The following is a 21,298-nucleotide window of genomic DNA, read 5'->3' as shown; positions in this document are numbered from 1 at the left end:
TCAAACAGCAACCGGATACATAAAAAAACCTGTCAGGCATGTTGGCACCTGACAGGTTAGGCTTTAATTAAACAGCTTCAGGCTGTATTATTTAATCGCAGCTTCGTACTTAGCACCTACCACATCCCAATTTACCACGTTCCAGAAAGCGGCTACGTAGTCGGGGCGTTTGTTTTGATATTTCAGGTAGTAAGCGTGTTCCCAAACGTCAATGCCAAGAACAGGCTTGCCTTTAATGGTTACGTCGGCAATGTCCATCAGTGGATTGTCTTGGTTGGCAGTAGAGCCGATTTTCAACTCGCCGCCGTCCACTACTAACCATGCCCATCCTGAACCGAAACGGCCGATAGCAGCTTTGGTAAATTCTTCTTTGAAGGCAGCGAAAGAGCCGAATTTCTTGTTGATTGCCTCAGCTAAAGCACCTTTGGGTTCTCCACCGGCATTAGGGCCGATAATTTCCCAGAAGAAAGTGTGGTTATAGTGGCCGCCGCCATTGTTGCGAACCGCCATTGAAAACTTGCTGATGTTTTTGCAGATGTCTTCAATGCTCATTTTTTCGGCTTCTGTGCCTGCAATAGCTGCATTCAGGTTGTTTACATAGGCCTGATGATGACGGCTGTGGTGGATTTCCATAGTCATCGCATCAATATGAGGCTCCAGCGCATTGTACGCGTAGGCTAATTTAGGGAGTTCAAATGCCATTGGTTTAGAGGTTTTGTGTGAAAAACTGGTCAAAATTAAGCAAAATAAAAACGTGCTCAATACGAATCCTGTTTTGGCTGCAAATTGTTTCATATTGTATCGGATGTTTTAACTACAACAACTCCCGAAGGTACAAAATGGTTGCCAAAACAGGGCGCAACGCCGCTTAAAACTCCAAATAGGGCAATATTTTTTCCAACTTTTCGGGTGTGAGGATGCGGATTTTTTGCAGGTCGGATGCGTTTTTGTAAGCGCCGTGCTGTTTGCGGTAGTTTACTAAAACCTCGGCAAGTTTATGGCCGATGTACGGGTGTTTTTTGAGTGTTTCCGCATCGGCGGTGTTAATGGCTATTTTTTTGTGCGTGCCGGGCGAAATTTCGGCGTAAGCAGCCAATGATGCCAGTGCATCGGGCGTAATGGCATATACCTCGTTGAGTTGCTCGAGGCTGTGAAAGCCGCCCAGCGCATCGCGGAGTTTGATGATGCGCCCTGCGGTAGCTGCTCCGATGCCTTTCAGTGCCATCAGTTGGGTTGTATCTGCCGTATTCAGGTCAAATTTTTGGGGCTGCTTGCGTAGGGGACGGCTTTCTTTGAAATCGGAGGCAGCAGGTGCAGGGTCTGCGGCAGGTTCAACCGTTTTTTCCAACGGTTGGTTGGTCTTTGCTGTTTCTGCCGAAGCGGTTTCAGGCAACAGAATGAATGGTTCTAATTGCTTGTAGAGCCGTTCGGGGAAGCCATAAACTTTAAGCAAATCACCTTTGGCACGAAACAGACTAACCTTTGTGCGATATTTTACTACGCGTTCGGCAAGGTAGGGTTTTAGGCCAAGGTTTACCCATGCCGAAACGTCTAACTCATTGGGGTTGAAGGGTTTGATTTCATGTGCGGCAGAGGCTTCGTTAAGAGCGGCCTCGTGTTCTTCTTCCGGCATTATTGGCTTATCAACCTGCATTACCGTTAGCAGGCTGTCCAGTACCGCTTCATCCGCTGCTTTATCGTAAGCGGGGGTTTCCTGTGCGGAGGCGATAACATGAGGCAGCGCCAACACCAGCGTCATTGCCAAAAGCGTCAGCACGAAGCCTTTCATTTCCTGCCAAGAAAGCCCTAACCATGCCGCTATGCGAAATTTCATAGAACTTGGGTTAAATGCCTAACCACTTTTTCGCTTGTTCCATGGTGTGGAAAAAGGCGACTTGTACCGGATTTTCGCCTGCTTCATCGGCCACTTGTTCGTTGGAAAGGCTTGCCACCAACTCTTCGGGCTGCACAACGGCAAACTTTTTCAAATCTACTGCCAAACAAGCCTGCAAAAGTGTATTGGCTACCCATTCCTGCATTTCAACGCTAAAAACGTATTTTCTTAACTTGTTGTCGGTCAGGTAATTAACAGGCTTGTACTCGAGTATGATTTTCTCAATTGTGCTGATGATGTTGCGGATGTCATCCTCTTGCACTTCGGCAGATGTGGTGTCTATGACAATGAGCGTTCGGTTCACCTCGTCAAAATTGATTTTGAATGTCGGGTAATCTACGATTGAAATCATGCAGCCCAAAGTATTTGATGGGGCTGAATTTATGCAACTGAGCAAAATAAACCAACGTTTCGGTATTCGGATTGAAAAAAATCAGCAAAAAACCGTGTTGTCCCTCCACAACCGTATCTACACAAAAGCACAAGTGACTGGCAGGAAATATTTTTGCAACTTACTGTAAAACAAGTGTTTAAACCCGAAAGGTTTCTAAGACCTGTCGGGTTTAAGTTAGAAGAAATTGGCTTACTTATGCGCCTACTAACTGTTGGGTTTCGGCAGTTATGGCAGCCAGCGCCGCATCCAGTTTGTTGCTGAGTTCTTCCGAAGGTAGCACGTTGGGCAGCCGCAAATGCGGTTCGCAAATGCCCAAACGGCTCAGCACATATTTGATGCCTGTCGGGTTGCCTTCTTTGTAGAGCAGGCCGTTAATATTGGCAAAGCTGTACATCATTTGCGCTGCCTCGGCAAAGTTGCCTTGCAAAGCGGCGCGTGTCATTTGTGCAAACGATACGGGAAAGGCATTGGCCAATACGGAAATGACTCCTTTGCCGCCAATGGCAATGAGTGGCACGGTGAGCATATCATCCCCTGAAATGAGCAAAAAGCCCTCGGGTGCGTTTTTGGCTATGTAGGTATATTGTTCAAAATCGCCCGAAGCGTCTTTGGTGCCGATAATATTCGGATGTGCAGCCAGCCGCACGGTGGTTGCTCCCGATATGTTAGAGCCGGTTCTGCCGGGTACGTTGTAGAGCAAAACAGGCACGGGGCAGGCATCGGCAACGGCCGTGTAGTGGCGGAAAATGCCCTCTTGCGATGGTTTGTTGTAGTAAGGCGATACGGAAAGAACGGCAGCAACGCCGCTCAAATCGGTTTCTTTGATTTGTGCAACGAGTTCCTGCGTATGGTTGCCGCCCATACCCCAAACAATGGGCAGTTTCTTAGGATTGTTTTCCTTGACAAACGCCAACAGTTTCTTTCGTTCTTCCTTAGAAAGGACGGGTGATTCTCCGGTAGTACCATTCACTACCCAGTAATCTACGCCTTCGGCAGTGAACGCCAGCAGCTTGTGCAAAGCAACAAAATCAATTTGTCCGTTTGCATCAAAAGGGGTTACAAGGGCTACCCCTGTGCCATACAAAACTGTTGTTACGTCGGTCATTTTGGGTTTTAGTTTTGACAAATATTTTTGGTGTATTCCAAAGCTAAGGGTATCATTTGCTCTTCTTTTGCGCCTTTATCGGGAATGAGCATCAGTTCGTAGAAGTCCTCCCTGCCTTCCTGATAAAGCCCGATTCTGCATTTTGCTTCGCTGTTGGCCAGCAGCAGGTCTGTTACTGCCGTGGGCTGTGCACTAAAACAAAACAGGTAGTCAAACTTCTTTTCCATGAACTTGTTGGCTTTTTCCGACTTGATATTTCCCAGCCAGTCTATATCGCTGCCGGTGAATACTTCATACGGAAATTGGAAAGCAGCCTGCCGCTCGCTGTCAAAGTAGGTAAGCGATGAAACGCTTTTGCCTTCTTTTTCCAATTGGCGGATAAAAGCGGCCAGCGGCTTCTCTATGGCCTGATTTTCGGCATTAAACAAAATGCCTATTTGTTTGGCTTCTGAGAACAAAGGCGCAAAGCGGCGCTTCTTGTTTTGAAGTGTCTGCCGCAGTCGTCGTTGAACAAAGAAACGTTTCAAGAAATTCATCTTCCTGATATTCAGCACAATAATTTGAAGGACAGTAGTGGGGTAAAAGTAAATGCCAATGAAACAACTCTATTGGAAACCGATTTTCGGGGTCTCTTGTTTGCCAAAGTCGGGCTCATCCTGATTGTACAACTCGCTGAGTGTCATCGGTTGAGTAATGGTGCGCTTGTAGCCGAGTTCATCGGAAATGCGTTGTGCTTTTGCTACCGAAAGTTCTTTGAACTCATATTTGGCAATGAGCCGACCTTTGCGCAGCAATGCGTCGTCTATGCGTTGAATCGGCATGTTGAACGTGCAGATAATCTGAATGTTCAGACAGTCTGAGAGAAGGCCGTCGGATATGTTCAGCAGTGTAGAGACGGCCGAGTTGTGGCTTTGCCCTCTGTCCATGATGATGTTTTCGGCATCTTCAATAATTAATACCGAATTGGGGTTGTTAATCAGAATGTTGATAAAATCGGGGTTGGCCAAATTGACCGCAATATTGGGCGGGATAAACATCATGTTTTTGCGCAACAGCCCGATAAGATAGCGTAGGTAGGTGGTTTTGCCCGTTCCCGGTACGCCGTGCAACAGTACGATGCCTTTATCATTCCGGCGGTTGAGCCGCTTCATAATTTGCTGATGCACCGGCAGAAAGTCGTCGTTATAGTTCTTGTTCAAATCTAAACGGGTGCGCTTAATGTCCATGCTGTGCAGTTCCAGCCCCATGTTGGAAACCGTAATCAGGTTGATTTCATGCGGTCGGCGCTGCCGCTCTTTGAGTTTGAAAGGCAACAGTTTTTTGGAAATTTCGGCATAGCAGCCGGCCGCCGGATGATAGTGCATCACGCGGCAGTTGGTTCCTTCGTTGAAAGAAACTATCGTATCGTCGTTCAATACGAAGAAAATTTCGGCATACTCAAATTTCTTTTTGCGCCAGCGGTACTCTTTCTTGAAATAGCAATGGACGATTCGCTCCGCAAAATGTTCTTTGAAAAACTCAATCGCTTTGGCAATATCCAGCCCGTTAATCAGGTAGAGGTTAGGGAACTTGCCGAACAGTTTGAAATACAGGCGATAATCGTGCAGATACATCTCATTCATAACCGCCATACTGTCGCCATGCGGTGTGTTGAGCGCAATGCGTTCCCGCTCTTCGTAATTTTCATAGGGCAAATTAGAGTAGAAGGCGTGCAGGAATGAGTCGTTATCCGATGAACTGTGCATATTGTGAGTTTAGATTACACAAAATTAATAAATGCGCCGTTAGGATTGCTTATCTATTTCCATTTTTGCGGGCAGTGCGTAACTTGCAGCGTTTTGTCAAACCAATCATTACACAGCTATAAATTTATGAAAGTAACCGTTGTAGGAGCGGGCAATGTAGGAGCTACTTGCGCCGACGTTCTGGCATATAAGGAAATTGCCAATGAAATTGTACTGGTAGATATTAAAGATGGTATGGCGCAAGGCAAAGCGCTGGACATCTGGCAAAAAGCCCCGATTGACCTGTACGACAGCCGCACCGTAGGCGTAACAAACGACTACACTCGCACGGCAGGTTCTGACGTAGTGGTTATTACTTCCGGTTTGCCGCGCAAACCCGGTATGAGCCGCGATGACCTGATTGCCGTTAATGCCGACATTGTTACTTCGGTTACTGAAAACGTGGTAAAGAACTCACCCAATGCCATCATCATTGTGGTTTCTAACCCGTTAGACGTAATGACTTATGCAGCGCATATCACTTCGCAAATGCCTCGCACGCGCGTAATGGGTATGGCCGGTATTTTGGATACTGCCCGCTATCGAGCATTTTTGGCCGAAGCGCTGAACGTTTCTCCGAAAGACATTCAGGCAATGATTTTGGGTGGCCACGGCGATACAATGGTTCCGCTGCCTCGCTACACAACCGTGAGCGGTATCCCTGTAACCGAGCTGATTGACAGCGAGCGCCTCAACGCAATTGTGGAACGCACCAAAGTCGGCGGCGGCGAACTGGTAAAACTGATGGGTACTTCTGCATGGTATGCGCCGGGCTCTGCTGCTGCGCAAATGGTAGAAGCCATCGTTCGCGACCAGAAACGCATCCTGCCTGTGTGCGTGAAGCTGGAAGGCGAATACGGAATTGAAGATTGCTACCTCGGTGTGCCTTGCTTGTTGGGTAAAAACGGCATCGAGCGCATCATCGAGCTGCAACTAAATGATGAAGAAAAGCAATTGCTGGAAATTTCCCGCGGACACGTAAAAGAGGTAATGAACGCCTTTGATAAAATGCGTGCCGAGAAAAAATAAATCGGTGGTATTGGCCTGACCAACAACCGCAACTTGCAAAAAAACCTGACAGATGTTGATTGCTGTCAGGTTTTTTATTTGGCCGACTGCACACGTTATTGCTTCAACAGCCTGTTCAGCAGCAGGGCTGCCGCCACGAATACCAAGCCGTACACGGCTGCCGCCGACCACTCTAACAGCACTGCCTTGCCGATACCGAACAGTGCCGAGTAGCACAGCAGCAAGCCTGTACCCCATTTGGCAAAAAGAACGGGCAGTTTATTTTCTACGGGCATTTGGAGGGAGTCGGCAATAGGTTTCCATGCTCCCTGCGGGCGAACATCGCGGTAGAATTGCTGCAAATGTGCCCGGTCGGTTGGCGGGGTCAGGAATGTTACCGCCAGCCATACGACGGTAGTAAAACCAATGGTCAGGAAAAAGCTGTCGGGAAATTCCATGTGGAATACATAGCGCGAAACCGAATAGCCAATGAAAGGTGCAAGGGTTGCCGCAATTTCACTCCAAGCGTTCACCCGCCACCAATACCAGCGGAGAATCAGCACCAAGCCTAAACCTGCACCACATTCAATCATGAAATTGAACGCACCCGAGAGGGTTTCAATTTGCGAGGTGATAATGAGCGAAACAATCATCAGCAAGAAAGTTGTCAGGCGTGAAGCCTTCACAAATTGCGCCTGACTGGCCTCAGGGCGGATGAATCGCTTGTAAAGGTCGTTGATGATATAGCTTGCCCCCCAGTTTAACTGTGTGGAAACCGTGCTCATGTAGGCTGCCAAAAAAGCAACGAGCAACAGTCCGCGCAGCCCTGCCGGCAAGAAGTCTTTCATGGCCAACACATACCCGAGTTTTTTGTCTGCTTCGGGCAGTTCCGGATAGAGCACAAGCGCGCACAAGCCTACTAAAATCCACGGCCACGGGCGCAGCGCATAGTGTGCAATTTGGAAAAGCAACATGGCTTTTACGGCATGTTCTTCATTTTTGGCACTCATCATGCGTTGGGCAATATAGCCGCCGCCGCCCGGCTCTGCCCCGGGATACCAACTTGCCCACCATTGCATACCTACGTATGCCAAAAAACTGCCTAAACCAAGGCTGAATGCTTTGGCCGTCGTACCTGCGGCAGACGAACTGCTAAAATCAAGCGAAGGGAAAAAATGCAGTGTCCATTCGGGCAGTTGTGCTTTCATGCCGCTGATGCCGCCTATTTTTTGCGAGCCGACGACCAGCACGGCCAGCAGAATACATCCCGACATGGCGATAATAAATTGTACAAAATCGGTAATGGCCACCCCCATCAGGCCTGAAAGGCTCGAGTAGACCACCACCATCAGCATGGCAGCGCCAACCCACCAAAGGAGTTCATTATCGGGGATATTAAAGAAAATTTTGAGCAGCGCGCCTAATGCCAAATTTACCCATGCAATAATGACAGCATTCATAAAAATGCCAAGATAGACCGCCTTGAAGCCGCGCAGGAAGGCGGCAGGCTTGCCGCTGTAGCGTTTTTCTACCAGTTCCACATCGGTAATGATATTAGCGCGTCGCCACAAGTCGGCAAAAAAGAAGGTGGAGAGCATACCTCCGATGAGGAAGTTCCACCACAGCCAGTTGCCGCTGATGCCGTTTTTGGCTACCAACTCAGTTACCAGCAGCGGCGTGTCGGCAGCGAAAGTAGTTGCTACCATAGAAGTTCCGGCAATCCACCAGGGCAGGTTACGCCCTCCCAAGAAAAAATTTTCTACTCCCTTGCCTGCCTGTTTGGCATAGCGAAGGCCAATCCCGAGCGAAACGAGCAAAAAAGCGATGATAACTGTCCAGTCAATCCAATTCAGTTCCATAAAGCAATAGGTACGCGAAGCGTTTTGTTTTCATTAACCGATTGCAAATACGTTAAATAGGCAGGAAATCCCAAATCGGATTCGTAACTTTGCGAGTTCACAGCCAAAATGTCAGTCGGGTGGCTGTTTGGCACGTTTTTGAACCACCTGTAAACTACTATGTTAGACTTTCTTACCAAAGGTTTCGCCAAACTGTTTGGCACCAAGTCCGAGCGCGACCTGAAACAAATTTATCCCCTGGTTGCTTCCATCAATCAGGAATATGCCAAGCTCAAATCGTTGAGCGATGATGAACTGCGGGGCAAAACTTTTGCCTTTAAAGAGCTGATTGCAAGAGAATTGTCCGATTTGGGAAGCCAACTGGCAGATTTACACCGGCGAGTGGCAGAAAATCCGACGATGGATATCGAGGAAAAAGAACAGATTTTCCAACAGATAGACCGTCTGGAAAAAGAGCACGACAAAAAACTGGAAGAAGTGCTGATGAACATCCTTCCGGAAGCGTTCGCCGTTGTGCGCGAAACAGCTTTCCGCTGGACTACCAACAAGCAATTGGTTGTAACGGCCACACCTTTTGACCACGAAATTGCCGCCACACGTCAAGGCGTAACCATTGATGGCGATAAAGCCATTTGGCACAACCAATGGATGGCTGCCGGCAATTTGGTAACGTGGGAAATGGTGCACTACGATGTGCAACTTATCGGCGGCATTGTGTTGCACCAAGGCAAAATTGCCGAGATGGCAACCGGTGAAGGTAAAACACTTGTAGCGACTTTGCCCGCCTACCTGAACGCCTTGGGTGGTAAAGGAGTACACATAGTAACCGTAAACGACTATCTGGCACGCCGCGACAGCGAGTGGATGGGGCCTCTTTTTGAGTTCCACGGTATGCGTGTAGATTGCATAGACAAGCACCAACCCAATACACCCATGCGCCGTCGTGCCTACATGGCAGATATTACCTACGGCACAAACAACGAGTTTGGCTTTGACTACCTGCGCGATAACATGTCGCGTGAGGTGGCCGAATTGGTGCAGCGCAAGCACCACTACGCCATGGTGGACGAGGTAGACTCCGTATTGATAGACGATGCCCGTACGCCGCTCATTATTTCGGGGCCGGTCGGCGCAGGCAGCGAAGACGAGCAACTCTACTACGAACTCAAACCACGCATCAGCCGATTAGTAGAAGCCCAAAAGCAACTGACTATCAAGTTTTTGAACGAAGCCAAAAAATTATTGGCAGAAGGCAAAGACGAAGAAGGCGGTTTGGCATTATTCCGTGCTTACAGAGGGTTGCCCAACAACAAGCCGCTGATTAAATACCTCAGCGAGCCGGGCATTAAAGCAAAAATGCAGAAAGTAGAAAACTTCTACTTGCAAGACAACGCCAAAATGATGCCCGAAGCCGACAAGCCGCTTTATTTCGTAATTGATGAAAAACACAATTCGGTAGAGCTGACACAAAACGGTATCAATTTCATTACCGAAGCGGGCGAAGATGCGCATTTCTTCGTATTGCCCGATATCGGCGTTGAAATAGCCAACATAGATGCCAACCCCGAGCTGAGCGAAGACGATAAACTGCGCGCTAAAGACCAAGTATTGGCCGACTACACCGTTAAGAACCAGCGCATCCACAGCGTAAACCAACTGCTCAAAGCCTATACACTCTTCGAGCGCGATGTGGACTATATCTTGGTGGACGGCAAAGTAAAAATTGTAGATGAACAGACCGGCCGTGTGATGGAAGGTCGCCGCTACTCCGACGGCCTGCATCAGGCATTGGAAGCCAAAGAAAACGTAAAGGTAGAAGAGTCTACACAAACCTATGCTACCATTACCTTGCAGAACTACTTCCGCATGTACCACAAACTGGCCGGCATGACCGGTACGGCAAGCACCGAAGCAGGCGAGTTCTGGGAAATCTACAAATTGGACGTAGTGGAAATACCGACCAACAAGCCGGTTATCCGCAAAGACCATGAAGACAAGGTTTACAAAACCGTTCGCGAGAAATACAACGCCGTAGTGGCAGAAATACAGGAATTGGTGGCAGCCGGAAGGCCGGTGCTTGTAGGTACTACTTCGGTAGAAAACTCCGAAATTATCAGCCGTATGCTGCAATTGCGCAAAATTCCGCATCAGGTACTGAACGCCAAGCAGCACGCCCGTGAAGCAGAGATTGTTGCCAATGCGGGTATCCCCGGCACGGTAACAATTGCTACCAACATGGCAGGCCGCGGTACGGACATTAAACCTACACCCGAAGCCAAACAGGCAGGCGGTTTGGCAATTATTGGTACGGAGCGCCACGAAAGCCGCCGTGTAGACCGCCAGCTCCGCGGTCGTTCAGGCCGTCAAGGCGACCCGGGCTCTTCACAATTCTTTGTCAGCCTTGAAGACGAACTGATGCGCCTTTTCGGCTCAGAGCGCATTGCAGGCATTATGGACAGGCTTGGTTTGGAAGAGGGAGAAGTAATCCAGCACTCCATGATTACCAAGTCTATCGAGCGCGCCCAGAAGAAAGTTGAAGAAAACAACTTCGGTATGCGCAAACGCCTGCTGGAATACGACGACGTAATGAATGCACAGCGCGAGGTGATTTATCGCCGTCGCCGCAATGCACTCTTTGGCGAGCGTCTGTCGTTAGACATCATGACGATGTTCTACGACACCTGTCAGGAAATTGCCGAGAACAACAAAGGCGACTACGAAGGTTTCAAATTGGCGGTGCTTTCACAATTCGGCCTTACTGTTTCCATCACAGCCGAGAGCTTTGCTAAAAACAACACCGCTGCCATTGCCGAGATGCTTTATGATGAGGTATACGGGCGCTATACGGCAAAGAACAAGCATCTGGCAGAAATGACGTTCCCTGTACTGAACCATGCTTTCCAAACGCAGGGTGCCGTATTCCGCGATGTTGCATTGACATTTACCGACGGCAGGAAAATGATTAACATCGTTACCAACCTGCAACAGGCCGTTGCAACAGGCGGTATGGCCATGATTCAGAACATGGAGCAGGCGATTACGCTCGCACTGATTGACCAGTACTGGAAAGAGCACCTCCGCGAAATGGACGACCTGCGCCAGTCGGTACAGTTTGCCACTTTGGAACAGAAAGACCCGCTGTTGATTTACAAGTTTGAAGCCTTCGAGTTGTTTAAAAACCTGATTGGCGAACTGAACTCGCAAATTACGGCCTTCCTGTTCCGCGCCATGCCTTACGACGAGGGACAGAATGCCGTGCAGAATGCGGAAGCCATGGCAGCCATGAATCGCCAACGGCAGCAGCAGGCTAAACTTTCGGCCAATAAGCCGCAAACCGAAACCGTAAGCACCCGCAGCGATAACAAGACTGCTTACAGTACGACCAACCGCCAAAACGTGGAAGTTACCAAGCCGGTTATCTCACAAAAACTGCCGGGGCGCAACGATAAAGTAACCGTGCGCTATATGGACGGTCGGGTGGTAGAAACCAAGTTCAAAAACGTTGAACAAGACCTGAAAGATAATAAGTGTATCCTCATGTAAGCCCTTGCCGCCGGTTGGGCATACATGCAAAGCAAAAAAGCCGTCCCATTTCAGGATGGCTTTTTTATTGTATTTTTGTCCATAGTTAAAGCCGATAGTCAATGCTTGAACAACCCGAATACCTGACCCCGAAGCAAATCGTTGCCGAATTAGATAAATACATCATCGGGCAGCACGAGGCCAAGCGCAACGTAGCCATAGCCCTGCGCAACCGCTGGCGGCGCATGAACGCCCCCGGCGATATGAAGCGCGAAATTGTACCCAACAATATTCTAATGATTGGCGCCACGGGCGTGGGTAAAACCGAAATTGCCCGCCGTTTGGCCAAACTTGCCGATGCACCTTTTGTGAAAGTAGAAGCCTCCAAGTTTACCGAAGTGGGCTATGTAGGCCGCGACGTGGAAAGCATGGTGCGCGATTTGGCTGAGCAAGCCGTAAATATGGTGAAGATGCAGAAGCGCGCCGAAGTACAGGAAAAAGCAGCCGAAGCGGTGGAAGAAATCATTTTGGATGCGCTGATTCCGCCCGTAAAGTCAAAACGCAGCCAGCCCGAAGGAACAATAGGCTTTCAGGTCAGCGATTCGGACGTGGAACTCAACGAGCGCACCCGCGAGCGATTCCGCGAAAAACTGCGCAACGGCGAACTGGAAGACCGCAAAATAGAAATTGAAGTAGAAAACAACACAGGCGGCATGAGCATCATCGGCGGCGCTATTGATGAAGTCTCCATGATGAATTTGCAGGAAATGATAGGCAACATGATGCCTAAAAAGAGCCGCAAACGCAAAATAGCCATTGCCGAAGCACGCCGGATCTTGATGGAAGAAGAATCGTCCAAACTGATTGATATGGACGAAGTAAAACAGATTGCCCTGCAAAAAGCCGAAAACGTGGGCATTATATTCATTGATGAAATTGACAAAATCGCATCCTCTTCCGGTAAATCGGGCGGCCCCGATGTAAGCCGCGAAGGTGTGCAGCGCGACCTGCTGCCTATTGTAGAAGGTAGCGCAGTCAATACCAAATACGGCATCATCAACACCGACCACATCCTGTTCATTGCGGCAGGGGCTTTTCATGTATCCAAACCTTCCGACCTCATTCCCGAGCTGCAAGGGCGTTTCCCTATCCGCGTAGAGTTGCAAAGCCTCAGCCAAGCCGATTTTTACCAGATTCTGAAAACCCCAAAAAACGCACTTACCAAGCAGTATCAGGCGCTGTTGGCTGCCGAGGATGTAGAGTTGAGTTTTACCGATGATGCGCTGGAAGCCATTGCAGAAGTAGCTTTTGCCATCAATTCGGAAGTAGAGAATATTGGCGCACGTCGTTTGCATACGGTGATGAGCCACCTGCTCAACGAGTTTTTGTTTGAAGTTCCCGATACTATCCCGCCCAACTCCAAACTGGTGGTTAATCGGGAAATGGTGCAGCAGCGCCTGAGCTCGTTGGTGCAAAACCGCGATTTGAGCCGTTATATTTTGTAGCCTAGCCATTATCCGTAGCAAAGAGTTTGCAAACCTTTCGCTACGGATATATTCCTGTAAATTTGTGAAATTCTCTTCGCTGAAGATTGAAAAAATAGCTTTTGCCTCATGTCCAAGCAGCAGAATTATCTGGCTTTGTGGTACCATTTGATATGGGCAACCAAACATCGTTTACCATTTATTCAGCGGGCTTGGAAATGGGAATTATACGGTCGTATGAGAGATTTTTGCGAAACAAAAGGCTATCATTTGGACTTCATTAACGGCATTGAAGACCATGTTCACCTGCTGTTATCACCTAAGCCGCAATATGCCATAAGCGATATTGTAAGAGATATTAAGCGGGACAGCTACTTTTGGGTGAAAGAAAAAGGATTTTGCGGCGATGAATTCGGCTGGCAAGATGGCTACGGGGCATTAACCGTTAGTCCTTCACAAGTTGATGCTGTGCGCAATTATATCAGTCATCAGGAAGTACACCACAGGCAAATTTCCTTTGAGGATGAATTAAATAAAATCAGGCAAATTGTACATATCTCCCATACGTGAACGTCCGTTCATCCGTCCATAGCGAATGGTTTGCAAACCATTCGCTATGGACGGATGAATATTTGTAACCTTTATATTCGGATTGACCACCTAACCCATGCCCACCACCATACTGCTCTTTCTGTTTTTCTTGGGCTTTTTGTTACTCTACACCGTTTTTGCCGTGTATGCAGAGCGGAAAATGGCAGCATTTATTCAAGACCGCCTCGGCCCGATGGAAACAGGCTACTACGGGCTGTTGCAAACTGTCGCCGACCTGCTGAAAATGTTGCAGAAGGAGGATATCGTACTGCGCGGTGCAGATGGCGTGCTTTTCAGGGCTGCTCCTTTTGTTATTTTCGCTTCGGTGTTTGCAGGGTTCTGTTTTATACCTCTTGCGCCGCAGGGCATCGGCTCGGAAAGTGCTACCGGCATTTTTGCGCTGCTTGCCATTGTTTCGCTGGATGTAATGGGCATTCTGATGGCCGGATGGGGGAGCAACAACAAGTTTTCCATGTTGGGTGCCATGCGTTCGGTGGCACAAATCGTATCTTATGAAGTGCCGCTCGGGTTGGCAGTGCTTTGCGTGGCCGTTTGCGCAGGCACGCTCAATTTGCAGGAAATGGCATGGCAACAAGGCATTTTTGCTATTGAAAGCAACGCATGGGGCGGCGTTTTCAGTTGGTATGTGGTTCGCTACCCGCTGTTGCTGCCTGTATTTCTGATATTCTTTATAGCCTCGCTGGCAGAGTGCAACCGCGCTCCTTTTGACTTGCCCGAAGCCGAATCGGAGTTAGTGGCAGGCTATCAGACAGAGTATGCGGGTTTCCGCTGGGGCATCCTGATGTTAAGTGAGTATGGCATGATGTTGTTGGTCAGCCTGCTTTCGGCAGTGTTGTTTTTTGGTGCATGGAATACGCCACTCCCGAATGTAGGGGAATTGCGCTTGGCCGAATGGACAAGCGGCACACCCGGGCATATTTCCGCATGGCTTTGGGGTGCTTTTTGGCTGCTTGGCAAAGGCTTACTGCTGGTTGGCCTGCAAATGTGGGTGCGCTGGACTTACCCGCGTTTGCGAATAGACCAACTCATGTCGCTTTGCTGGAAATACCTGACTCCCGCGGCCTTGCTGCTGTTGTTGCTTTGCAGCCTAACAAAGTTGCTTTTCTAAAAAGCAGCGTTTAGCTATCCCTTCTTCCTTCGCCTTCGGCAACTGATTTCCCTTTGAGGAAGCAACTGCGACAGCGCGGTTCGTAGGCATCTTGTTCGCCAAGCAGTAGGCGCTCGCGCGAAGCACTCAAACGATAGGAGAAAGAAGCCATGCCGCCGCAACGCACACAAATGGCGTGCACTTTGGTAACAAACTCGGCAATAGCCATCAGCGGAGCCATTACGCCAAACGGTTTACCTTCAAAGTCCATATCCAACCCTGAAAGAATCACTCTTTTGCCGCGGCGCGCCAAGGTTTCGCAGACTTCAATCAATCCTTCGTCAAAAAATTGGGCTTCGTCTATACCTATCACATCGCAGTCGCGACCTACCAACAGAATTTCTTTGGCAGTTTGAACGGGGTTAGAGTGGATTTCCGTTTTGTTGTGTGAAACAACTTTTACTTCGTCGTAGCGCACATCGAGGGCGGGCTTAAAAATAGCCACTTTTTGGCGGGCTATCAGCGCCCGATTGACCCGACGAATCAGCTCCTCGGTTTTGCCCGAAAACATTGACCCGCAAATAACTTCAATCCACCCGTGTGGTGTTTTGTTAGGATGATAAGGCTCAATAAACATGTGAAAAGCACATAAACAGGGCGTAAAGTAAGGAAAAATGAGGAACTTTGCGCTTCATTTTTTTCATCATGGCATTTAAGCAGATTCGGTTAGGTATTTTGGGAGGCGGTCAGTTGGGCAAAATGTTGATTCAAGCCGCCGCCGATTGGAATGTGTACGTGAAAGTGTTAGACCCCGCACCCGATGCCCCGTGTCGTTCGCTGGCATCCGAATTTGTCTGCGGTGCGCTGACGGACTACCAAACGGTAGTAAACTTTGGTCAGGATGTAGATATCATCACGATTGAGATTGAAAATGTCAATACAAAGGCATTGGAAACCTTGCAGGCACAAGGCAAAACCGTTTATCCTGACCCCAAGCTGATTAGCCTGATTCAAGACAAGCGCTTGCAAAAGCAGTTTTACAAGGCGCACGACATTCCTACCGCACCATTCGTACTGACGGAAAAACGCACGGATGTCCGCCTGTATGCCGACATGTTGCCTGCCGTTCATAAGCTCGGCAAGGAAGGTTACGACGGGCGCGGTGTGCAAAAAATCAACACATCGGCCGATTGGGAAAAGGCATTTGATGCGCCGGGCGTATTAGAGAAGCAAATTGATTTTGAAAAAGAACTGGCTGTAATGGTTGCCCGCAACCATTCGGGGCAGATGGAGGCTTTCCCTGTAGTGGAAATGGTTTTTCATCCCGAACACAATCTGGTAGAGTACCTTTTTGCACCTGCCGATATTTCTGCTGACCTTGCCCGCAAAGCGCAGACAATAGCAGAGCAAGTAGTTAAAACGATGGGCTTTGTCGGTTTGTTGGCAGTGGAAATGTTCCTTACCAAAGACGGCGAAATTTTGGTGAACGAAGTAGCACCGCGCCCACACAACAGTGGGCATCACACCATAGAGGCCAACTATACGTCGCAATATCAGCAATTGCTGCGTGCCATATTCAACCTGCCGCTGGGCGATACTGCCGCACGCTGTCCTGCCGCTATGGTAAACCTGCTCGGCGAACCGGGCTACACGGGCGAGGCTGTTTACAAGGGCATGGAAAAAGTCTTGGGGCTTTCGGGCGTTTATGTGCACCTCTACGGCAAAACCATTACCAAGCCTTTCCGCAAAATGGGGCACGTTACCATCCTTGCCGATACGACGGAAGAACTGCCTCAAAAAGTAGCTTTGGTGAAACAAAGGCTAAAAATTATCAGTAATAAAAAATCGGCTGCCCAATCATCGGAGGTAATTCAATGAGCGAGGAAATCAACGATTTTGCGGGTGAGCAGGACGATGACGCACTGTTTGAGCACCACCGCATTGTGGCCGACAAGGGGCAATCTTTGCTGCGCATAGACAAGTTTTTATGCGACCGCCTGCCCAACGCTTCGCGCAGTAAAATTCAGGATGCCATTCACAACGGCTTTATTCTGGTCAATAATCAGCCGATTAAGCCTAACTACAAGGTGCATCCGTTGGACGTTATTACCGTTTCATTGCCCGAGCCGCCACGTAGCGGAGAGGTGAAGCCTGAAAACATTCCGCTCAATATTGTTTTTGAGGATGAACACGTGCTTGTGCTGAACAAAGAGCCGGGTATGGTAGTACATCCGGGCTATAACAATTGGGAAGGTACACTGGTCAATGCCTTAGTGTATCACTTCCAACAATTGCCCGAAATGCAAGGCAACGAAGGCCGCCCGGGGCTTGTTCATCGCATAGACAAGGATACCAGCGGGCTGATGGTAATTGCCAAAACCGAAGTCGCCATGATGAGTTTGGCGCGTCAGTTTTTTCATCATACTATCGAGCGCACCTACTACGCCCTTGTATGGGGAGAGCCCAAAGAGCCGAAAGGCACTATCAATGCGCCGCTGGGCAGAAGCCCCAAAGACCGCCGCATTACCATGGTTTATGAGGGCGATATGGCACCATACGGACGACATGCCGTTACGCACTACGAAGTAATCCAATCGCTGCGCTATATCTCATTGCTGAAATGCCGACTCGAAACAGGGCGAACCCATCAAATCAGGGCACACATGAAGTACTTGGGGCATCCGTTGTTTAACGATGCTACCTACGGCGGCGACCAGATTTTAAAAGGTACGCCTTTCTCAAAATACCGCGCTTTTGTGGAAAACTGTTTTAGTCTGATGCCGCGGCAGGCACTTCATGCCAAGTCGCTGGGCTTCGAGCATCCCGTCAGCAAGCAGTACATGCAGTTTGACTCCGAGTTGCCTGCCGACTTCCGCGCCGTGCTGGAAAAGTGGGAGCACTACGTTACCTACAATTAATTGTTGAATATTGTTAAAACCTTGTCGCTCAGTTGGTAGTGCACTAACTTTGCGCGCCCATTTTGAAAGGCGGACAGAAATTTCCAAAAATCACTCAACCTGAAAAGTATTGCTCATGAAAAAAGTTTATATCCTGATAGCTGTTGCCTTGTTGGCATGGTCTTGCGGCAAGTCGGACGAAGAAAAACGTGCCGAGTTGAAAGCACAAATCAAAAAAGAATTGGCCAATAACAAACGAGCCATTCGCATGGTGGACAAAATGATTGAGGAGATGATAGTAAAGCAAGGCAAAGCCGGCTTTGAGGTAATGGATACCGGTCAGTTCTCAATTATTACCTTTCCGTTGGCTTACGACTCCGTAAACTATCTCGTGGGTGAAGATATGGCGGTATTGGGTGTGTTGATGCAAAACCGCCTCAACGGAGATACCTTGAAAGTGGACTTCAAATTGCAATGGGACCCCAACATTAAGGTAAATGACAGCACAATGGGCGACCTCAAACTCATTGCAGCCGATATCCGCGCCATAAAAGGGCAGGAGCGTTACAGCTGGGTGAAGCAGGGCGAATATTACATCAAGCAAGCCAAGTTGTTGCAATAATCTTTTTCACGATAAACTTAACCTAAACCCGTTACATTCTATGAGAAAGATTGCTATCTTATTTGTAATTGCGCTTTTTGCGTATGCCTGCGGTGGCGGCAAAAAAGAGAAACAGTATGAACTGAAAGCCGATTGGACGCGTGTAGATTCCATCCTCGCAAAAGTTACCAATGAACTGAAAATGATGGGCGGCGACTCCGGCAAATTTGTGCGTTTTGACAACAACATCCGCCAAATGGTGAATATTACCATTGGCGAGCCTACCAAAGAAGTATTTCCGCTGAGCGACTTTATGGCCTACGTACCCGTAAAAATGAAGGAAGAGCGATTCGGCGATGTGCTGGTAGATGTGGCCGTTACTTGGGATACAACAATATATCAGGTAAAAGGCAAAGATACTGTTTGGGGTAACTTCCGCGTAGGCGGCTTCTACTTCCGCCAACTGGGCGACAGCACGCTGTACGAATTGGTAAAAGACCCGTCAACCAACTTTTACTCCAAGCAGGCCGTAGCTCCCAAAGTTATGCAATAATAGTTTTCAAACCGTTTTCATGACAGCAGCCCGAAGACTGAAAGGTTTTCGGGCTGCTGATTTTTTATGAGTTCCGTACAATCGGGCATCACAAAAAGTTAATCCTGTCTTTCTGCATTCTTCGCGGTTGGCTGTGGCTCATCGTACAGCGTTTGTATTAGCTTTGTAATGGTCAGTCAGGAACAACTTTGTACCGCTGACAGTTATGTAAACATTGGACGGCTATGAAATACCTACTCTTTCTGTTTGCGTGGATATTAGCGGTTGCGGCTGCTGCACAGAATCCGGCTTTTGTCTTTTCCGATTCTATCCCCGTGCAAATCAATGGGCGCAATTTGCCGCTGGCATGGGCAGGAGGTTTCAATGCTCCGCAGTTTTCCACCATAGACCTCAACGGCGACGGGCGCAGCGACTTATTCATTTTTGACCGCACCACCAACAAAGTCAGTACTTTTTTGAATGTCAATAACCGTTGGCAATATGCACCCGAATACGAATCGCTTTTCCCGAAGGATTTGAATGCTTGGTGTCTGCTGGCAGACTATGACGGCGACGGGCGCAAAGACATATTCACAACCACCAATTTCGGCATCCGTGTGTTGCGCAACGTAACCCCTCAGGGCGGCAGGCTGCAATTTCAAACCCTGCGCGACCCCTTGCAGGTTCGAGGCATTTCGGCCGTAAACCTCAACCTTCGCATAGACCTCACCGACATACCCGCAATTGCCGATATTGACAACGATGGCGATTTGGATATTCTGAATTTTATTCCTGCCAGCGGCTTCAACATAGAGTGGAACCGCAACCTGAGCCGCGAACGCTTCGGCCACTCCGACAGCCTTGTATTTGAGAAGGCCACTTTGCGCTGGGGCAATATTGAAGAGTGTTCCAACTGCAACGAATTTCTTTTCGGCAACAGTTTTTGCCGCGTTGAGGCGGTGGAACATGCAGGCTCCACTTTGCTGACCATAGATTTGAACGGCGACAATACCAAAGACCTGTTGCTTGGCGATGTGAGTTGCAGCAACTTGGTGGCCATGCTCAACGTAGGAACGCCCGCTAACGCCAATTTTAATAGCTTTCAGCAGGCGTTTCCTGCTGTTAATCCCGTTGATTTTCAGTTGTTTCCGGCTGCTTTCTACGAAGATGCGGACTTTGACGACATCCCCGATTTGCTGGCAGCACCCAACGTGTTCATCAATGAGCCTGCTGCTGCTCCCTCGCTGGACTTTACGCGCTCGGCGTGGTTCTACAAAAACGAAGGCACTTTGCAGCGTCCCGATTTTCGCTTTCGGCAGCGCAACTTTTTGCAGGCCGATATGGTGGAAATTGGCGAAACTGCCCGCCCTGCCGTGCTGGATGTGGACGGCGACGGCGACTTAGACCTGCTGTTGAGTACCATCGGGCAGCGCAGCGATACCAACCCCGCCGAGTTGGAGCGAATCGTCAGCCGCATCTACTATTTTGAAAACACGGGCAACAACGCGCGTCCTGCTTTCAGGTTGGCCAATGACAATTTTGCAGGATTTGCCGCCGCCAATTTGCGCCAACTCAAAATTACGGTTGCCGACCTGAACGGCGATGGGGCGGTGGACTTGGCATTTTCCGCACAGCGCAACAGCGACAATCGCGGGCGCTTTGCCTATATCCTCAACACAGCACGCCGCAATGAACCCGTGCAGTTTAGCCTTGCCAATGCTACCGACCTGACAGTCAGCACGCTTTCCATTGGTGATGAACTGCTTTTTGCCGATACGGATGCCGATGGCGACGCAGATTTGTTAGTGGCTAAATTTCAGGGCGCGCTCGAGCGCTACGAAAACACGGGCAACTTGAACTTTACTTTGCGCAGTAGTAACGTGGCAGGCATTGAAAACGATGCTTTGAAACGCGGCCTGAGTATTGCCGTAGCCGATGTAAATGCTGATGGGCGATTAGACTTAATTGCGTCCAATCGCGGCGGTGAGTTGCTTTTTTACAACAACTTTCTGAACGGTAATCCGCAACCGGTGCGCAACCTGCTGTTCAATCGTCTGACCAATCGGTTAGAAGAAAAAAACTTTGGCAGAGAGGTACTGCCGGCTGTTTTAGGCAATCACCTGATTTTAGGAACTGCCGGTGGAGGATTGCAACTGCTTCGTTTTCAGCAGGATGTGCCGACTTCGCTGCCTGCCGAAAACCTGCTGCCGCGCAGTTGGTACAGCATCAGCCCGAATCCTGCGCCACAGGGCAGGGTGCGCCTGCAACTTGCCGAACCTGCTGCTGTCAGCATCACAGACCTTTCAGGGCGTACATGGTCGCAGTTCAGCCTTGCCGCAGGAGAGCACCCCCTGCAACTGCCCACCGCACGCAGTATGTATTTCATCCGCTTGACAGCAAGCAGCGGCAAAACAGCGGTAGAGAAGTTGCTGGTGAGTGAGTGAGACTGTGAATAAATGGAAAATCATAGTTTCCCTGTAATAAAACCTTCCGTTAAACGTAACTTTGCAAACTAACCC

General features: G+C 49.1%; 19 protein-coding genes. 11 read left to right on the top strand and 8 right to left on the bottom strand.

All coding sequences use genetic code 11. The annotated features are described in order from the left end of the window. Positions 1-87: 87 nt before the first annotated feature. The 3 genes from NDK19_RS00770 to NDK19_RS00760 form a co-directional block, all read right to left on the bottom strand. A complete protein-coding gene (locus NDK19_RS00770) occupies positions 88-702 on the bottom strand; it encodes a superoxide dismutase (protein WP_250629917.1) in 615 nt (204 codons plus the stop codon). A gap of 166 nt (positions 703-868) precedes the next feature. Continuing rightward, positions 869-1,834 (bottom strand): ComEA family DNA-binding protein, encoded by a 966-nt coding sequence (locus NDK19_RS00765; protein ID WP_250629916.1) that lies wholly within the window; start codon positions 1,832-1,834, stop codon positions 869-871. Between the two features lie 10 nt (positions 1,835-1,844). After that, on the bottom strand, positions 1,845-2,246 hold the full coding sequence (locus NDK19_RS00760) for an STAS/SEC14 domain-containing protein (protein ID WP_250629915.1): 402 nt from the start codon (positions 2,244-2,246) through the stop codon (positions 1,845-1,847). On the opposite strand from NDK19_RS00760, the gene NDK19_RS00755 reads away from it, so the two are divergent. Beyond that, entirely contained in the window at positions 2,245-2,415 is a 171-nt protein-coding gene (locus tag NDK19_RS00755; protein ID WP_250629914.1) for a hypothetical protein, read from the top strand. The two genes, NDK19_RS00760 and NDK19_RS00755, sit on opposite strands and share 2 nt — an antisense overlap. A gap of 66 nt (positions 2,416-2,481) precedes the next feature. Here NDK19_RS00755 and dapA read toward each other — a convergent pair whose 3' ends face one another. The 3 genes from dapA to NDK19_RS00740 form a co-directional block, all read right to left on the bottom strand. After that, a complete protein-coding gene (gene dapA / locus NDK19_RS00750) occupies positions 2,482-3,393 on the bottom strand; it encodes a 4-hydroxy-tetrahydrodipicolinate synthase (protein WP_250629913.1) in 912 nt (303 codons plus the stop codon). An 8-nt stretch (positions 3,394-3,401) separates the two neighbouring features. Further along, positions 3,402-3,929, bottom strand: coding sequence for a DUF6913 domain-containing protein (locus NDK19_RS00745; protein WP_250629912.1), 528 nt, complete (start codon positions 3,927-3,929; stop codon positions 3,402-3,404). Positions 3,930-3,998: 69 nt separating this feature from the next. Further along, positions 3,999-5,138: an AAA family ATPase gene (locus NDK19_RS00740; protein WP_250629911.1), complete on the bottom strand. Its 1,140-nt coding sequence runs from the start codon at positions 5,136-5,138 to the stop codon at positions 3,999-4,001. 126 nt (positions 5,139-5,264) lie between these two features. Between NDK19_RS00740 and mdh the strand changes: the two genes are divergently transcribed. Further along, a complete protein-coding gene (gene mdh, locus NDK19_RS00735) occupies positions 5,265-6,206 on the top strand; it encodes a malate dehydrogenase (RefSeq protein WP_250629910.1) in 942 nt (313 codons plus the stop codon). Positions 6,207-6,301: 95 nt separating this feature from the next. Here mdh and NDK19_RS00730 read toward each other — a convergent pair whose 3' ends face one another. Further along, positions 6,302-8,044 (bottom strand): sodium:solute symporter family protein, encoded by a 1,743-nt coding sequence (locus NDK19_RS00730; protein ID WP_250629909.1) that lies wholly within the window; start codon positions 8,042-8,044, stop codon positions 6,302-6,304. Between the two features lie 159 nt (positions 8,045-8,203). On the opposite strand from NDK19_RS00730, the gene secA reads away from it, so the two are divergent. The 4 genes from secA to NDK19_RS00710 all read left to right on the top strand — a co-directional run bounded on the left by secA (position 8,204) and on the right by NDK19_RS00710 (position 14,770). After that, positions 8,204-11,587, top strand: coding sequence for a preprotein translocase subunit SecA (gene secA, locus NDK19_RS00725; RefSeq protein WP_250629908.1), 3,384 nt, complete (start codon positions 8,204-8,206; stop codon positions 11,585-11,587). 101 nt (positions 11,588-11,688) lie between these two features. After that, positions 11,689-13,071 carry an ATP-dependent protease ATPase subunit HslU gene (gene hslU / locus NDK19_RS00720; RefSeq protein ID WP_250629907.1) on the top strand — a complete coding sequence of 461 codons (1,383 nt, stop codon included), beginning with the start codon at positions 11,689-11,691 and terminating at the stop codon, positions 13,069-13,071. Positions 13,072-13,179: 108 nt separating this feature from the next. Next, a complete protein-coding gene (gene tnpA / locus NDK19_RS00715; protein WP_250629906.1) occupies positions 13,180-13,620 on the top strand; it encodes an IS200/IS605 family transposase in 441 nt (146 codons plus the stop codon). Between the two features lie 97 nt (positions 13,621-13,717). Further along, on the top strand, positions 13,718-14,770 hold the full coding sequence (locus tag NDK19_RS00710) for a complex I subunit 1/NuoH family protein (protein WP_250629905.1): 1,053 nt from the start codon (positions 13,718-13,720) through the stop codon (positions 14,768-14,770). Positions 14,771-14,780: 10 nt separating this feature from the next. Here NDK19_RS00710 and NDK19_RS00705 read toward each other — a convergent pair whose 3' ends face one another. Then, positions 14,781-15,386: a thymidine kinase gene (locus NDK19_RS00705; protein ID WP_250629904.1), complete on the bottom strand. Its 606-nt coding sequence runs from the start codon at positions 15,384-15,386 to the stop codon at positions 14,781-14,783. A gap of 68 nt (positions 15,387-15,454) precedes the next feature. Here NDK19_RS00705 and NDK19_RS00700 point away from each other — a divergent pair, with 68 nt between their 5' ends. From NDK19_RS00700 to NDK19_RS00680, 5 genes are all read left to right on the top strand, one after another. Further along, on the top strand, positions 15,455-16,627 hold the full coding sequence (locus NDK19_RS00700) for a 5-(carboxyamino)imidazole ribonucleotide synthase (protein WP_250629903.1): 1,173 nt from the start codon (positions 15,455-15,457) through the stop codon (positions 16,625-16,627). Then, positions 16,624-17,667 (top strand): RluA family pseudouridine synthase, encoded by a 1,044-nt coding sequence (locus NDK19_RS00695; protein ID WP_250629902.1) that lies wholly within the window; start codon positions 16,624-16,626, stop codon positions 17,665-17,667. The genes NDK19_RS00700 and NDK19_RS00695 overlap by 4 nt, the downstream gene beginning before the upstream one ends. Before the next feature lie 115 nt (positions 17,668-17,782). Continuing rightward, entirely contained in the window at positions 17,783-18,268 is a 486-nt protein-coding gene (locus NDK19_RS00690) for a hypothetical protein (protein WP_250629901.1), read from the top strand. Between the two features lie 40 nt (positions 18,269-18,308). Beyond that, a complete protein-coding gene (locus NDK19_RS00685; RefSeq protein WP_250629900.1) occupies positions 18,309-18,800 on the top strand; it encodes a hypothetical protein in 492 nt (163 codons plus the stop codon). A gap of 224 nt (positions 18,801-19,024) precedes the next feature. Next, positions 19,025-21,223: a T9SS type A sorting domain-containing protein gene (locus NDK19_RS00680; RefSeq protein ID WP_250629899.1), complete on the top strand. Its 2,199-nt coding sequence runs from the start codon at positions 19,025-19,027 to the stop codon at positions 21,221-21,223. Positions 21,224-21,298 lie beyond the last annotated feature (75 nt).

The organism is Rhodoflexus caldus, assembly GCF_021206925.1.
Lineage (GTDB): Bacteria > Bacteroidota > Bacteroidia > Cytophagales > Thermoflexibacteraceae > Rhodoflexus > Rhodoflexus caldus.
This window is presented reverse-complemented; position numbering and strand designations above follow the sequence as displayed.

Coding starts and splice junctions, on each gene's coding strand:
- NDK19_RS00770 (WP_250629917.1), bottom strand. CDS start 702: ATGGCATTTGAACTCCCTAAATTAGCCTACGCGTACAATGCGCTGGAG.
- NDK19_RS00765 (WP_250629916.1), bottom strand. CDS start 1,834: ATGAAATTTCGCATAGCGGCATGGTTAGGGCTTTCTTGGCAGGAAATG.
- NDK19_RS00755 (WP_250629914.1), top strand. CDS start 2,245: ATGCAGCCCAAAGTATTTGATGGGGCTGAATTTATGCAACTGAGCAAA.
- NDK19_RS00760 (WP_250629915.1), bottom strand. CDS start 2,246: ATGATTTCAATCGTAGATTACCCGACATTCAAAATCAATTTTGACGAG.
- dapA (WP_250629913.1), bottom strand. CDS start 3,393: ATGACCGACGTAACAACAGTTTTGTATGGCACAGGGGTAGCCCTTGTA.
- NDK19_RS00745 (WP_250629912.1), bottom strand. CDS start 3,929: ATGAATTTCTTGAAACGTTTCTTTGTTCAACGACGACTGCGGCAGACA.
- NDK19_RS00740 (WP_250629911.1), bottom strand. CDS start 5,138: ATGCACAGTTCATCGGATAACGACTCATTCCTGCACGCCTTCTACTCT.
- mdh (WP_250629910.1), top strand. CDS start 5,265: ATGAAAGTAACCGTTGTAGGAGCGGGCAATGTAGGAGCTACTTGCGCC.
- NDK19_RS00730 (WP_250629909.1), bottom strand. CDS start 8,044: ATGGAACTGAATTGGATTGACTGGACAGTTATCATCGCTTTTTTGCTC.
- secA (WP_250629908.1), top strand. CDS start 8,204: ATGTTAGACTTTCTTACCAAAGGTTTCGCCAAACTGTTTGGCACCAAG.
- hslU (WP_250629907.1), top strand. CDS start 11,689: ATGCTTGAACAACCCGAATACCTGACCCCGAAGCAAATCGTTGCCGAA.
- tnpA (WP_250629906.1), top strand. CDS start 13,180: ATGTCCAAGCAGCAGAATTATCTGGCTTTGTGGTACCATTTGATATGG.
- NDK19_RS00710 (WP_250629905.1), top strand. CDS start 13,718: ATGCCCACCACCATACTGCTCTTTCTGTTTTTCTTGGGCTTTTTGTTA.
- NDK19_RS00705 (WP_250629904.1), bottom strand. CDS start 15,386: ATGTTTATTGAGCCTTATCATCCTAACAAAACACCACACGGGTGGATT.
- NDK19_RS00700 (WP_250629903.1), top strand. CDS start 15,455: ATGGCATTTAAGCAGATTCGGTTAGGTATTTTGGGAGGCGGTCAGTTG.
- NDK19_RS00695 (WP_250629902.1), top strand. CDS start 16,624: ATGAGCGAGGAAATCAACGATTTTGCGGGTGAGCAGGACGATGACGCA.
- NDK19_RS00690 (WP_250629901.1), top strand. CDS start 17,783: ATGAAAAAAGTTTATATCCTGATAGCTGTTGCCTTGTTGGCATGGTCT.
- NDK19_RS00685 (WP_250629900.1), top strand. CDS start 18,309: ATGAGAAAGATTGCTATCTTATTTGTAATTGCGCTTTTTGCGTATGCC.
- NDK19_RS00680 (WP_250629899.1), top strand. CDS start 19,025: ATGAAATACCTACTCTTTCTGTTTGCGTGGATATTAGCGGTTGCGGCT.